Origin of the sequence: Collinsella aerofaciens (genome assembly GCF_964283865.1) — a bacterium.
Lineage (GTDB): Bacteria > Actinomycetota > Coriobacteriia > Coriobacteriales > Coriobacteriaceae > Collinsella.
The window spans coordinates 85,234-99,813 of sequence record NZ_CAXYLS010000002.1 but is presented as its reverse complement, the minus strand read 5'-3'; the positions used below and the strand labels follow the sequence as shown (position 1 = coordinate 99,813).

The window sequence follows — 14,580 nt, the reverse complement described above, 5'->3', positions numbered from 1 at the left end:
CCTCCCCTATTTGAGCTTACGGGTCTTGGGCTTAAAGCGCATGCCCGTCTGGCGTCCGCCACGTGCGGAAAATCCATAACCGGACTGCGGCACGACGCCGGACATCAAAAACGGAATGGCAACCAGACCCGTCAGGATCGAAGACGGCAGCGCATGGCCGAAGATCGCCACGACAAAGCTCGTCTCCAAACCCATAAACAGCAAGATGATGCTGTAGATCACATTAATGACGAACGCGAAGGCGCCCACCGTGATGCCGCGCGCACTCGGGGTACCGCCCGTCTGACCGGCAGCGCTATGCACCAGGGCAAAAGAACCCACGGTCAGCAGGAGCGACATAACGCCCACCGGCACGGCAGCGGAAAGGTCATAGAACAAGCCGCTGCAAAAACCGCACACGACGGCACGGGTCGGGTCGCCCGAGAACACGCTTAGGCACACCAGGATAATCATAAAGTTGACGCGACCGCCCGCAATGGAGATCTGCGGTGCCAGGCCTGCCTGCAGCAGCACGCACACAATGGCGGCGATTACAAACGTGCGGGAGCTCATCCCCTGCTCGTGTAGATCCATGGACATGCCCCCTATTCGCTCGAGCCGGAATCGGTCGTCTCGGACGTGTCGGAACTGTCATCCGGGCTCTCGTCCTTCGTCTTGGTCGCAGCATCGCGCGACGTTCCCTGCGGCGTGCTGTTGGCCGTGTTCACGTCCTCATCCGAGGCCGACTGTTCGTCGGTCAGCGAGGTAATGACCAGCACTTCCTCGTTGTTCTCGGCCGTGGTCTGAGCGCGCACCACAATGGTGTAGTACACGTCGTTTGCCGATTTCTCAACCGACGAGACGGTGCCGAGCGGAAGGCCCTTGGGGAACACACCGCCAATGCCCGAGGTCACGATGATGTCGCCAACCTTAACGTCGGAGTCGACGCTCACGTACTCAAGACGCAGCGTGCCGTCAGCCTGACCCTGCAGCATGCCCTGGGCGCGCGTGTCCTGCACCATAGCGGACACGCCCGAGTTCTCGTCGCCAATCAGGCGCACGGTGGACGTCTTGGCCGAGACCTCAATAATCTGGCCTATGACACCGGCAGAACTCGTCACAGGCATGTTGATGGTAAGACCGTCGGCAGAACCCTTATCGATGGTGACGGTCGAGGTCCAGGCATCGCCGGAGGCACCAACGATACGAGCAGCGGTCGATTTGAGGTTATAGGTCGACTGCAGGCCGACCAGACCCTCCAGTCGCTCGGCGGTCTTTTGAGCCTCGGAGAGCTCGGCGACCTTAGAGGTCAGTTCCTCGTTTTGCTTCTTAAGCTCGTCAAGCGTGTCCTGCGACGCCGTAAGGTTAGAGAACACGTTGCCGATCGCATTGAAGGGAGCCGCCACAGCCGAGCCCACAAAACGCACCGGCGAGGTAATCGTCGTCACGCCCGAACGCACGGCATGAATCGGCCCCGTCTCGCCCTCACGAATATAAAACGTGAGCAGCAACACCGAAATCAGGCTGAAAACAATCAACGGGCGCATACCCGTTGATTGTCGCTTGGTATTCAGATTTGTGGAGAAACCCGAAAATCGTGCCAAATGGAATCCACCTTTTGGAAATTAAGCATTGGTCTGGACGAAGCCGCCATCAAACGCATTGGCCTCGAGCACGCGGGCACAGCCGTTAACAACGTTATCGAGCGCCGTGGGGCTGACGTTGACCGAAACGCCGGTCTCATCGCGCAGGCGCACATCGAGACCGCGCAGCAGCGCGCCGCCACCGGTCAGCAAAATGCCATAGTACATAAGGTCCGAGGCAAGATCGGGAGGCGTAGCGTCGAGTGCGTCCTTGACGGCCTTGGCCATCTCGTCGAGCGGCTTGTTGAGCGCGCGACGAATCTCCTCGCTCTCGATGCGCACGGTCTTGGGCAGACCGGTGATCACGTCGCGGCCGTTGACCTCGACGTCGAGCTCATCCTTGAGCGGCACGGCGGAGCCGACCTTGATCTTGATGTCCTCTGCCGTACGCTCGCCGATGGCCAGGTTGTAGGCATCGCGAACGTGCGTGAGGATGGCCTGATCGAACTCGTCGCCGGCAATACGGATAGACTGCGAGACGACGATGCCGCCCATAGCGATAACGGCAACCTCGGTGGTACCGCCACCGATGTCGATGACCATGGAGCCGGTGGGTTCCTCGACGGGCAGGTCGGCGCCGATGGCAGCCGCCATGGGCTCTTCGATCAGATAGGCCTGGCGGGCACCGGCCTGGATCGTGGCCTCAAAGACAGCGCGCTTCTCAACCGACGTGACACCGGAGGGAACGCAGACGACAACACGCGGACGCGGAGTCCACGGATAGCGCTTCTCGGACGCCTTGTCGATAAAGTAGCGAAGCATGGCCTCGGTAACATCGAAGTCGGCGATGACGCCGTCCTTCAGGGGACGAACGGCCACGATGTTGCCGGGCGTACGGCCGAGCATGCGCTTTGCCTCGATACCGACCGCCAAGATGCGCTCGTCGTTCTTGTCGATGGCGACAACAGAGGGCTCGCGAATGACGATGCCCTTGCCGCGCACGGAGACAAGCGTATTGGCGGTGCCGAGGTCGATGGCAAGATCGCCCGCATAGCTACCGAAGAACATATCCATCAAAGAAAACAACGCAACTCCTGATGTGTTGGATGATTGCTGGAAAACTACTAGCTCATCATACTAGCGCAAGCCCGGCGCCTCACTTGCGGTGAAGCGCCGGGCAAAGCTAAATCCCATAAGGTCACTACTGGTTGTCAGCAGCCGAGAAATCCATATCGAGCGAAGAAACGGCCCAGCCGATATGGTTGTCGGAGCGCACGAATTTGACGGTGTACTCCTGCTCGCCGCCCTTGGACAGCGATGCCTTCACCTTGGCGGTCGTCTCGGTCATGGACTGATCCATGCCCTCGACGGACACGGTGGCACCCTGCGGAATCGAGGAGATGATCATCGACTTAGCGTCCTCGGACAGGCTCGAGGCCAGGCAAGGCTCGGCCTTTGCGGCGTCACCGTCGCCGGCAGCCTGGAACAGATCGGTAACGACAGACTCCTGAGACGGGAAGCCAAAGCCGCGCGTGTAGGCAAAGCCCAGACCGCCCGCGGCGATCAAAATGAGCAGAAGCAGCACGATGAAGACTTTAAGACCCGTGTGGCGATGGCGACGACGGACCTTGGCCTGCTTACGATCCTGACGGTCCTGCTGGACCATCTCGGACTCGGACAGCGTAAAGAAGCCGGTGTCCGAGGGATCGGGCATAAACTGACCGGTCGCGCCCGTAGGATCGAGCGGATCGACGGCAGGAGCGTCCATCGCGGGCGCCGGAGCCGTGGCCATAGCCGTCTGGGCAGACAGCGCGGCAAGCGAATCGTGCACGCGGGCAAGCTCATCGGCCTGCTCGGAGGTGAGCTGGTAGATGCCATCGGCAGTAGCGGCGTTAAAGGCGTCGAGTGCGTCGGAGGGACGGCCGGCGGCAGAAAGCGCCTGACCCATGCCGGCGTTGAGCGCACGCGTGTCGTCGCGGGGGCCGGCAAAGTCGATAGCCGTGCGGTAGGTCTCCACGGCATCCGCCGGACGGCCGAGCTTAATGAAGCAACGACCGAGCTCGCCGAGTGCGGCGGCAGGAGCCGGATTGGCGCCGTCGATGGCAGCCTGACGGAAGGCGGTTCCCGCGTTGGCATAGTCGCCCGACTGGAACAGCGCATTGCCCAGGCCCAGATAGGCCTTGAACGGCGTGGCATAGGAAGCATCCTGCGTAGCGGCAGAGAAAGCCTGAGCGGCCGTCGTGTAGTCGCCCACGGCGGCGAGCGCCTTGCCGCGGTTGGTGAGCAGCGCGCCGCGCTTGCCGTAGGTACCGTCGTTGAGGGCGGCGGCATAGGCCTCGGCGGCCTCGGCATACATGCCAAGGTGCATCAAGGCGTTGCCACGAAGGTGATCGGCCTCGCCCATAATCTCATCGGGAGTCTTTGCCGCCCCAAGCATCTGGGCTGCAGCAGAAAAATCACCCGCGCGGTAAGCGGCGCGGCCCTGTTGGATCAGCTGGCTATTCAAGGAAGTCCCCTTTACTCGTGAACGATCTCGACATGGACGATCTCGTCGCCGGCACGCAGCTGCGAAATCACATCGAGACCCTCGACCGTGGTACCAAAGACGGTGTAACCGGAATCGAGGTTATGCTGGGCACCCAGGCAGAAGTAGAACTGCGAACCCGCGGAATCGGGGTCCATGGAGCGTGCCATGGCAAGGGCGCCATCGACATGGCTGTTGCGCGGATTGGTGGCAAACTCGCCCTTGATGCAGTAGCCGGGGCCACCGGTACCGGGCATACCGTCGGGGCCCTCAAGACCGGCAGCGACGTCGGCGCCGGACATGTCGCGGGTATTGGGGTCGCCGCCCTGGATAACAAAACCGGGCACATAGCGATGGAACTTAAGGCCATCATAGAAGCCCATCGTGGAAAGCTCGCAGAAGTTCGCGACATGAATGGGAGCGCCCTCGCCGTCAAACTTGACCTTGATGGTACCCTTCGACGTCTCGATTACGGCGCACTCGTCGCCGACAAGCTGATACTCGGGCGTGTAGAGCTCTTTCTTAAAACCAAACATGTGGTTCCTTCCTCGTGCGTTTAAAGCATATTTGTACGAATTGTAGCAATAAGCACGGGTTTACATCAATTGCGCACGTAGGTTATGCCGACTATGGCGAACTAATTTTAGGAACGCTGCTGCGGCTTCCAGGAACCCACATTGGCATCGTACTGGTTCAGCGCGCTGTTGCCGCCCTGCGCGATGGGCGCCAGGATCTCGCTTTGGTGGGAACTCATCGACTCGCCATCGGGAATGGCCAGCGAGATATCCCAGCTCTGGCAGATCACGTCGACGCGCTCATACATCCACTCGGCAAGCTGCTTTAAGTGGGCGATGTCATCCGCATAGACCGTATCGTCCTGTACTTTCAGGTTGTTGAGCTCATCTTGCGTCTTTTTGATCTGGTCGCGTAGGGCGTAGGCACTCTGCGACAGCTCCTGACGGGTGGACAGCGGCGTTCGGAGATAACCGTTGTTAAAGGAATCGATGACCTCGCCGATCTGGTCCTCGTCAGCGTAGGACACGATGGTCTGATACAGACCATCGAGCCTGGTATAGAGCTGATCATCGGTGAGCACGGTTTCTTCCTGAACCACCTCGGCAGAATCGCCCTGCTTGGTATCGTCCTCAGTCGCCTCGCCCTTTTGACGCGTGGGGAAGGTGGTTTGTGCAGCTTGGCCAAACTGGTCGTAGAAGCCAGGCATAACACCCATGGGATCGGTCGTCACGAACCAATAGGCACCACCGCACACGACGGCAAGGACCGCGATGATAATGAGCGGCTTGGGAATATGACGCTTATGCTTGTGATAGGCGTCCTCGTCGGGGTGCACCTTGCGCTTGGGTTTTTGAGCATCGTCATGCAGGGAAACGGGCGTGGGAATATCGACCTTGGGGATACCGAAATCCTTATCGAAAGCTGGCAGCACGCAGGTCTCATTGGGGTCGGCGGCGTCCGAAAGCACCGCAGCGGCAGAGGCCGGCGCATGCGGCACCTCGGTATCGATCTGCTCTTGCGTTAGGCGCGGAAAGCCCGCCGTGCGGCCCGCTGCCAGGTCGGATGCTGCCGCATCCTCGGAGAGGATACCCGGAGCGGGGCGTCCGCATTTGGGGCACGTACGATCATGCGGAGAAAGACGGGCACCGCAGCCCTCACAGAACACGAATTCGGTGTGCTCGGGACCATCGCCCGGACCCACATAGGCGTTGCAGTAGGGGCAGAACGAGGCGCCGTCCTCGATAGTCTTAAGGCAATGCGGGCAGATCACGGCATCCTCTTTTCGAAGCAATTCAAATAATCGAGGTTAGAGCATAACATCGCCACGGCCCTACAGGAGCAAGGCACCAATTCAACATCGCCAGGGCGCGTAGTTACTTCTTCTTTTTGCTCGGCATCGAGACTTTGATGCCTTGGGCGGACTTGGTTACGCGAGAGCGCTTGGCTCCGCTACCCTTCTTTTTCTTGGGCTGGGCCTGGGCCACGCCCTCGAGTGCGCGGGCCTCGGCCTCGCGAGCGGTGCGATCTTCGCGGCGCTGCGCCATGTCGGCGGCGACGCGCTTGGCAAAACGCTCGGCCGTCGAACCCGTCGAGCTCACCTTGCCGCCACCGCGACCCAGGTGGACGCGCACACCGCGGCCAAAACCAGTTGCGGCATGACGACGACGCGGCTTGAGCGAATCCATCATCGTGGCGAGCTTAAAGAACACCGAGCAGGTAAAGACCACGATGACAGCCAAGATTACCATCTGGCCCATCGACAGGTTGGCAATAGACAGCAGCTCCGGGAATCCGATAACGCCCACCAGGATGCCGGCGACAACAAACACGAAGAGCACCACACGTAAGGGCGTGAGAGGCTGCGAGATGCGCCAGATCAGGCTGACGCTCACCGCGCACGACGAAAGCAGGCACATCGTAGACAGCGTGAGCTGGCTAAAGCCAAACACGCGCGCCACAAAGATATCGAGCGCCGCGGCCAAAATGACCGCAATCGACGCCGGCAGTGCCCGCTTGAGCACGTTCGTCAGGAACGACCCCTTCACGCGAGCATTGTTGGGCTCCAGGCCCAACACAAAGCCCGGCGCGCCGATGCAGAAGAAGTTGATGAGCGTCATCTGAATCGGCTCGAAAGGGTACGGCGGCAGCGCGATGCACAGCGCCGCCAGGCCCATCGAGAACAGCGTCTTAGTCAGGAACAGCGAAGCCGAACGCTGCAGGTTGTTGATGGAGCGACGGCCCTCGGCCACCACGGCGGGCATCGAGGCAAAGTCGTTGTCGACGAGCACGATCTCGGCCACGTTACGCGCGGCATCGGAGCCGGCCGCCATGGCCACGGAGCAGTCGGCCTCCTTGAGCGCCAGCACGTCGTTGACGCCGTCGCCTGTCATGGCCACGGTGTGCTCGCGGCGCTTGAGCGCCTGCACGAGCTCGCGCTTCTGCTGCGGGGTCACACGACCAAAGACATGGTAGCGGTCCACTGCGGCATCGAGCTTGGCCGGCGTATCGAGCGTCGTGGCGTCCACATAAGCGTCCGCCCCCGGCACGCCCACCACGCGCGCGATCGACGACACCGTACGCGGGTCGTCGCCACTGATCACGTTGAGCGTCACGCCCTGCTCGTTAAAGTAGCCGATGGTCTCGGCCGCCGAGGTACGAATCTCGTCGCGGATGGTCACAAAGCCCACGGGCTCGGCCTCGCCCACCATATCGCCATCGGGCGTAAAGCCGTCCACGCGCGCAACCACGAGCACGCGGCAGGTATCGGCAAGCTCGGCGACACGGTTCTCGACCTGGGCAAACGCACGATCAGAGAGCACAAACTGCGCCGCACCCATCACATAGGAGCCCTGTGCAAACGACGCGCCGCTCCACTTTTTGGAAGACGAGAACGGAATGACCGACAGCGGCTCGGACACCTCGACCGGACGGTCGGCGTAATAGTTGAGCAGCGCCTGACAGGTCTCGTTGGCATCGGCCGAGGTCGCACGTGCGACGTTAGCCAGAGCAAAATCGAGCACCGTGGTATCGACGGGAACGGCGGCGTCGCCCTCCCCCGCACCCATACCCTCGACCGGCAGCGGATACGTACCCTCGACCTCCATGCGACCCGACGTGATGGTGCCCGTCTTGTCCAGGCACAGCACGTCGACGCGAGCGAGCGTCTCGATGCAGTAAAGCTGCTGCGCCAGCACCTTGCGGCGGGCCAGGCGCACCGTGGCGATGGCGAGCACCGACGAGGTCAGAAGCACCAGGCCTTGCGGGATCATGCCCAGCAGGGCGCCCACCGTGGACAGCAGCGCCGACGAAGGCACATGACCAGCCAACAGCTCGGAGAAGCACCACGAAAGCGCGCTATCGCCCGGGGTTCCCGCGGCATCCCACAGCTCGCTCACACTCGAGGCAAACAACGCCAAACCGAGCGGGATCATGATGATGCTCGCAAAGCGCACGATGGCGTTAAGCGCGTTCATGATCTCGGAATTGACCTTTTTGACGTACTTGGCCTCGTTATTAATTTTGGCCACGTAGTTGTCGGCGCCGACATGGATCACGCGGGCGCGCAGCAGGCCCGAGTCGATAAAGCTGCCGCTCATGAGCTCGGAACCGGGCTGTTTCTTAATAAGGTCGCTCTCGCCCGTCAGCAGACTCTCGTTCACGAGCGCCTCGCCCGAAACCACCACGGCGTCAGCGGGAATCTGGTCGCCGCGCCCCAGGCGGATGATGTCGTCGAGCACGATCTGGTCCAGGTCGAGCTCCACCTCGGAGCCGTCACGCACCGCGATGGCCTTCTTGGAGGTCAGCAGCGTGAGCTTATCGACCATCTTCTTGGAACGCATGGACTGAATGACGCCAATAGCGGTATTGAGGAACACCACGAACAGGAACGTCAAATTCTTAAACGAACCGGTCAAAATGACCAGGAACGCCAAGATCACGTTGATCAAATTGAACAGCGTGCAGAGGTTCTCGATGATGAGCTCTTTGACCGACTTGGTCTTGAGCTCCATGTTGCGGTTGATCTTACCGGCGGCGATGCGCTCCTCGACCTCGGCGGTCGAGAGTCCGCGCTCGATATCCGTTGCTGCCATACCACGTCCCATCACGTCGCGTCGGTATAAGAAAAACCGCCCGGACCATGCGAGGTTCGGACGGTCTCACGTTCGATGGTGCCCCATGTTGGATTCGAACCAACGGCCTTCTGCTCCGGAGGCAGACGCTCTAATCCCCTGAGCTAATAGGGCCAACGTTTGGCATTATACCCAAGTACACCACGGGCTATCAAAATAAAAGAAAAAGCTTTGCAATTCCGAGGAAGACGCGGCTCAACGGCCCACTTTAGAAGGAAAAAGCGAGTCAGATAGTATAAACTCTCATGCACCATATGTACACGGCTCGCGATGCGGGCCGTTTTTGCAAGGGTTATCCATCGAGGTGAGAGGCACACCATGATTGCAATTTTAAAAGAGAGCGCCAGCGACGAGGCCGTCAGCCATATCGTCAGCTGGATTGAGAAAAAGGGCCTGAAGACCGACGTCTCGCGCGGCGAGAACGAGACGATCATCGGCCTGGTGGGCGATACGACCAAGATCGACCCGTTCCTGCTCGAGTCCATGGACGTCGTCGAGCGCGTGCAGCGCGTCTCCGAGCCGTTCAAGCGCGCCAACCGCAAGTTCCACCCAGAGGACTCCGTCATCGACTGCGGCCACGGCGTCAAGATCGGCGGCGATCAGTTCCAGGTCATCGCCGGCCCGTGCTCCGTCGAGGGCGAGAACCTCATCCGCATCGCCCGCCGCGTGAAAGCCGCCGGTGCCACGATGCTGCGCGGCGGTGCCTACAAGCCCCGCACTTCCCCGTACGCCTACCAGGGCATGGGCCCCGCCGGCCTGGACCTGCTGTGCGAGGCGTCTGCCGAGCTCGATATGCCGATCGTCACCGAGATCATGGACCCACGCGACGTGCAGGTCTTCCTGGACAAGAAGATCGACGTCATGCAGATCGGCGCCCGCAACGCCCAGAACTTCCCTCTGCTCAAAGAGGTCGGCAAGACCAAGACTCCAATCTTGCTTAAGCGCGGCATGTCCGGCACGATCGATGAGCTGCTCATGGCCGCCGAGTACATCATGAGCGAGGGCAACGACAACGTCATCCTGTGCGAGCGCGGCATCCGCACCTTCGAGACCCGCACCCGCAACACATTCGACCTCAACGCCGTGCCGGTGCTGCACCACCTGTCGCACCTGCCCGTCGTCGCCGACCCCAGCCACGCCACCGGCTACACCCGCTACGTTGAGCCCATGGCGCTCGCCGCGACCGCCTGCGGCGCCAACGGTCTGGAGATCGAGGTCCACGACGAGCCGAGCCGCGCCTGGTCCGACGGCGCCCAGGCCCTCACCCCTGATCAGTTCGACGACACCATGCGCCGCATCCGAGCCATCCGCGAGGTTGTCTGCCAAGAGACCATGGAGTAGCCCATGGGTACAGTGAGAAACGCGCGCGTTAACCAGGGCGGCCCCAAGTGTGCCGGTATCGTCGGCCTTGGCCTCATCGGCGGCAGCTTTGCCCGCGGCTATGCGCAGGCGGGCGTCCGCGTGCTGGCCTGGGATACCGATGACGATGTCATGACGGCCGCCAGCATGGGCACCGTTGCCGGTGAGCTCAACGACGAGACGCTCGGCGAATGCGACATCATCGTCCTGGCTTGCTACCCCGAAGCCTGCATCGAGTGGCTCGAGGCACACGCCCAGGCACTCGCCGACGCCACCGATACCGAGGCCATCATGGGCCCCGTGGTAATTGACACGGTGGGCGTCAAGGGTATCGTGTGCGAGCGCGCCTTTGAGCTTGCCCGCGAGCACGGCTTTTACTTTGTGGGCGCGCACCCCATGGCGGGCACGCAGTACTCGGGCTATGCACACTCCCGCGCCGACCTGTTCCAGGGCGCCCCGCTGGTGCTCGTACCGCCCGCGGTGGACGATGCGCTCAAGCTGGAGCTTTTGGGCCAGGTGCGCGAGATGGTGCGCCCCTTGGGCTTTGGCAAGTTCAGCGTGACCAGCGCCGCCGAGCACGACCGCGTCATCGCCTTCACGAGCCAGCTTGCGCACGTGGTATCCAACGCCTACGTCAAAAGCCCCACTGCCCAGGTCCACCACGGCTTTTCGGCCGGTAGCTACCGCGATCTCACCCGCGTGGCGCACCTCAACCCGCAAATGTGGTCCGAGCTCATGATCGACGACGCCGACGCGCTCGCCTTCGAGATCGACCATCTGATCGAATCGCTTGGCGCCTACAGCCGCGCGCTCAAGGACCGCGACCAGCGCTATCTGGAGAATCTCCTTGCCGAGGGCGACCGCATTAAGCGCGCACTCGACGACGAGGCCTCCCACTAGACAACCCATCACGCCAGGTCGAAAGGACCGAAGCTTATGGCGATTACCATCGATATCGACACTGCACGCCCCTATCAGGTGCATGTTGGCACGTTTTTGCTGGAGCAGGCGGGGCCGCTCGTGCGCGCCACCGCCGGCGGCACCAAGGCCGTCATCGTGACGGACACCAACGTGGGCCCGCTCTACCAGATGCCCGTTAAGCAGAGCCTGGAGGCGTCAGGCTACGAGGTGAGCATCTGCACCTTCAAGGCTGGCGAGGCCCATAAGCGCGCCGAGACCTACGTTGCCATTTTGGAGTTTGTGGCCGAGCACGAGCTTTCGCGCTCCGACGTGATCGTGGCACTCGGCGGCGGCGTCGTGGGCGACGTGGCGGGCTTTGTGGCCGCCACCTACATGCGCGGCTGCAAGTTTGTGCAGATCCCCACGAGCCTGCTCGCCATGGTGGATTCGTCGGCGGGAGGCAAGACCGCCATAGACCTGGCTGCCGGCAAGAACTTGGCCGGCGCCTTTTGGCAGCCGAGCGTGGTTATCGCCGACGTGGGGTGCCTGGCCACCCTCACGCCCGAGCAGTTCGCCGACGGCTGCGGCGAGGTCGTCAAGCACGCCGTAATCGCCGACCCGGAGCTTTTCGCCGAGCTGGAGAAGACCCCGCTCACGCTGGATCTGCTCAACCAGGACGTGGCTCGCGTGGCGCTTATCATTGCCCGCAATATCGACATCAAACGCGCCGTGGTCGTCGCCGACGAGCGCGAAACCAACCAGCGCAAGCTCCTCAACTTTGGACACAGTGCCGGACATGCCGTCGAGGCCTGCGAGCACTTTGAGCTGGGACACGGCAACTGCGTGTCGATCGGCATGGGTATCATCACGCGCGCCGCGGCCCTGCACGGCGTTTGCGATGCTGCCCTTCCCGGTCGTCTTGAGGAACTCTGCGCCCGCCATAGCCTCAAGACCCGCTGCGACCTAGATGCCGATGCCGTCTTTGCCGAGGCGCTCCACGACAAGAAGCGCGCGGGCGACACCATCGATCTGGTGATTCCGCACGGCATTGGCCGCTGCAGCATCGACCGCACGCCGCTTTCCACTTTCCACGAACTCATTGCCGAGGGCCTCGGCCAGAAGGGAGACGCATCCGCATGCTAGCCCGCATCACCCCGTCCTCGCTCAAGGGCACCGTTCCCGCCATCGCGTCCAAGTCGATGGCGCATCGCCTGATCATCTGCGCTGCGCTTGCCAACGGCGAGACGCACGTCACCTGCAACACCACCTGCGCCGACATCGAGGCCACGGTGCGCTGCCTTACGGCACTGGGTGCTCGCATCGAGACCGTCGAGGACGGCTTCCAGGTCCACCCCACCATGAAGAGTGTTGAGTTTGGTCTGCTCAAGGCCCTTGCCGGCGGCACGCTTGACTGCGGTGAAAGTGGCTCCACGCTGCGCTTTATGCTGCCTGTCGCCTGCGCGCTGGGTGCGGATGCCACCTTCGTAGGCCAGGGCCGCCTGGGCGCCCGCCCGCTCTCCCCGCTCTCGGACGAGATCATCGCCGCCGGCTGCGACCTACAGGGTCTGGGCGGTTTTCCGCTCAAGACGAGCGGCCGCATGCGCCCGGGCACCTTTGTGCTTCCGGGCAACGTGAGCTCGCAGTACATCTCGGGCCTGCTGCTGGCAGCCCCGCTGCTGGCCCAGCCCTCCTGCGTGCAGGTAACCGGCCTCATCGAGAGCCGCCCCTACATCAACCTGACGATACAGGCCATGAAGGCCTTTGGCGTCGAGGTCAACGTCGAGCGCATTCCGGCCAAGGACGGCCAGCCCGAGGTCACGAACTTCCGCGTGAGCAGTGGCTCGTACCGCACGCCCGGCAGCGTAGCCGTCGAGGGCGACTGGTCCAACGCCGCCTTTTGGCTGTGCGCCGGCGCCATCGGCACCGACCCAATCACCGTCGAGGGCGTGTCGCTAAGCTCCGCACAGGGCGACCGTAACGTGCTTGCCGCGCTTTCGCGCTTTGGCGCCCGCATCGTGCGCTCCACCAACGCCGCCACCGTGCAGTCCGACAAGCTCGCCGGCTTTGAGATGAGTGCCCACGACATTCCGGACCTGGTGCCCGTCATCTCGGCCGTGGCCTCGCTGGCACAGGGCCGCACCTTTATCCGCGATTGCGCCCGTCTGCGCATCAAGGAATCCGACCGTCTGGTCACCACCACCCGCGAGCTCACCGCGCTGGGCGCGCAGGTGCGCATTGCCGGTGATGACCTCATCATCAAGGGTGTCGATGCCTTCACCGGCGGCGAGGTCGATTCGCACAACGACCATCGCATCGCCATGATGGCCGCTATCGCCGCGAGCCGCGCCACCGGCGAGGTCGTGATTCACGGCGCCGAGGCCGTCAACAAGTCCTATCCCGATTTCTTCGACCACTACCGCCTGCTGGGCGGCAAGGTCACACTCGAGGAGGAATAGCATGTCCTCGACCTTTGGCAACGTCTTGCACGTAAGCATCTTCGGCCAGTCGCACTCCCCCGCCATCGGCTGCTCCCTCGATGGCATTCCGGCGGGCATCGCTGTTGACCAGGGGCAGCTGCAGGCCTTTTTGGACCGTCGTGCACCCGGCCGCGACGAGACCGCGACCAAGCGCCGCGAGGCCGATACCGCGCATATCATTGCCGGTGTGGTCGATGGACACACCACCGGCGCACCCATCGCCGCGATTATCGAGAACACCAACACGCGCTCCAAGGACTATTCCGAGCTGCGCCGCAAACCCCGTCCGGGACATGCGGACTTCCCTGCGCGCGTGAAGTATCACAACATGCACGATGTCGCCGGTGGCGGGCATTTCTCCGGCCGCCTGACGGCCCCCTTGTGCATCGCCGGCGGCATCGCGCTGCAGGCACTAGAGGCCCGCGGCATTAAGGTCATGGCGCACGTGGCGCAGATCGGCGGCATCTCCGACCTGCCCATGGACGACATGGTCTATCGCGAGGCCGACCGCAAGGCGATCCTTACGAACGATCTGCCATGCATTGACGCCGCCGCCGCCGGCCGCATGCGCGAGGAAATCCTAGCCGCGCGCGACGAACTCGACAGCATCGGCGGCATCGTGGAATGCGGCATTTACGGGCTTCCTGCGGGCATCGGAGACCCCATGTTCGATGGCATCGAGAACCGCATCGCGCAAATCGCGTTTGGCATTCCCGCCGTGAAGGGCGTGGAGTTTGGCATGGGCTTTGCCGTGGCCGTCATGCGTGGCAGCGAGAACAACGATCCGTATCGCATCGATGCCGAGACCGGCGAGATTGAGGTCGAGTCCAATAACGCCGGCGGCATCCTGGGCGGCATTTCCACCGGCGCGCCCGTCATGTGGCGTATGGCCGTAAAGCCGACGCCCTCAATCGGTCGCGAGCAGCAGACCGTGGACATGGACGTCATGGAAAATGCCGAGCTCTCGGTCCACGGCCGTCACGATCCCTGCATCGTCCCGCGCGCCGTCCCCGTAGCCGAGGCAGCCGCCGCCCTCGCGATTTGGGACGCCCTCCTCGAGGACGCCGCCCAGCTCTAACCCGCCTCACCTGAGTTGCCCGTCAACTCTGCCA

Annotated in this window: 12 protein-coding genes and 1 tRNA gene; 5 read left to right on the top strand and 8 right to left on the bottom strand. The window is 62.5% G+C overall.

Annotated features, from left to right (window positions below):
- Positions 1-6 precede the first annotated feature (6 nt).
- From ACRX4W_RS01845 to ACRX4W_RS01810, 8 genes are all read right to left on the bottom strand, one after another.
- A complete protein-coding gene (locus tag ACRX4W_RS01845; protein WP_117646379.1) occupies positions 7-573 on the bottom strand; it encodes a rod shape-determining protein MreD in 567 nt (188 codons plus the stop codon).
- A gap of 11 nt (positions 574-584) precedes the next feature.
- On the bottom strand, positions 585-1,526 hold the full coding sequence (mreC, locus tag ACRX4W_RS01840) for a rod shape-determining protein MreC (RefSeq protein ID WP_118328692.1): 942 nt from the start codon (positions 1,524-1,526) through the stop codon (positions 585-587).
- Positions 1,527-1,604: 78 nt separating this feature from the next.
- Entirely contained in the window at positions 1,605-2,636 is a 1,032-nt protein-coding gene (locus tag ACRX4W_RS01835) for a rod shape-determining protein (RefSeq protein ID WP_006236061.1), read from the bottom strand.
- A 127-nt stretch (positions 2,637-2,763) separates the two neighbouring features.
- Positions 2,764-4,068 carry a tetratricopeptide repeat protein gene (locus ACRX4W_RS01830; protein ID WP_432298970.1) on the bottom strand — a complete coding sequence of 435 codons (1,305 nt, stop codon included), beginning with the start codon at positions 4,066-4,068 and terminating at the stop codon, positions 2,764-2,766.
- A gap of 11 nt (positions 4,069-4,079) precedes the next feature.
- Positions 4,080-4,622: a peptidylprolyl isomerase gene (locus ACRX4W_RS01825; RefSeq protein ID WP_055249980.1), complete on the bottom strand. Its 543-nt coding sequence runs from the start codon at positions 4,620-4,622 to the stop codon at positions 4,080-4,082.
- 107 nt (positions 4,623-4,729) lie between these two features.
- Positions 4,730-5,872 (bottom strand): zinc ribbon domain-containing protein, encoded by a 1,143-nt coding sequence (locus tag ACRX4W_RS01820; protein ID WP_158551271.1) that lies wholly within the window; start codon positions 5,870-5,872, stop codon positions 4,730-4,732.
- Positions 5,873-5,975: 103 nt separating this feature from the next.
- Positions 5,976-8,693 (bottom strand): HAD-IC family P-type ATPase, encoded by a 2,718-nt coding sequence (locus ACRX4W_RS01815; RefSeq protein WP_432298969.1) that lies wholly within the window; start codon positions 8,691-8,693, stop codon positions 5,976-5,978.
- Positions 8,694-8,769: 76 nt separating this feature from the next.
- Positions 8,770-8,846 (bottom strand) — tRNA-Arg (locus tag ACRX4W_RS01810).
- Positions 8,847-9,050: 204 nt separating this feature from the next.
- Here ACRX4W_RS01810 and aroF point away from each other — a divergent pair.
- The 5 genes from aroF to aroC are packed head-to-tail and all read left to right on the top strand — an operon-like array spanning position 9,051 to position 14,546.
- Positions 9,051-10,073, top strand: a complete 1,023-nt coding sequence (gene aroF, locus ACRX4W_RS01805; RefSeq protein ID WP_117786071.1) for a 3-deoxy-7-phosphoheptulonate synthase — start codon at positions 9,051-9,053, stop codon at positions 10,071-10,073.
- Between the two features lie 3 nt (positions 10,074-10,076).
- The gene (locus ACRX4W_RS01800) at positions 10,077-10,991 is read left to right on the top strand and encodes a prephenate dehydrogenase (protein ID WP_432298968.1); all 915 of its coding nucleotides are present in this window, start codon (positions 10,077-10,079) and stop codon (positions 10,989-10,991) included.
- Positions 10,992-11,027: 36 nt separating this feature from the next.
- Positions 11,028-12,134 carry a 3-dehydroquinate synthase gene (gene aroB / locus ACRX4W_RS01795; RefSeq protein ID WP_432298967.1) on the top strand — a complete coding sequence of 369 codons (1,107 nt, stop codon included), beginning with the start codon at positions 11,028-11,030 and terminating at the stop codon, positions 12,132-12,134.
- Positions 12,128-13,447, top strand: a complete 1,320-nt coding sequence (gene aroA, locus ACRX4W_RS01790) for a 3-phosphoshikimate 1-carboxyvinyltransferase (RefSeq protein ID WP_432298966.1) — start codon at positions 12,128-12,130, stop codon at positions 13,445-13,447. The genes aroB and aroA overlap by 7 nt, the downstream gene beginning before the upstream one ends.
- A 1-nt stretch (position 13,448) precedes the next feature.
- Positions 13,449-14,546 (top strand): chorismate synthase, encoded by a 1,098-nt coding sequence (gene aroC / locus ACRX4W_RS01785; RefSeq protein ID WP_432298965.1) that lies wholly within the window; start codon positions 13,449-13,451, stop codon positions 14,544-14,546.
- Positions 14,547-14,580: the final 34 nt, after the last annotated feature.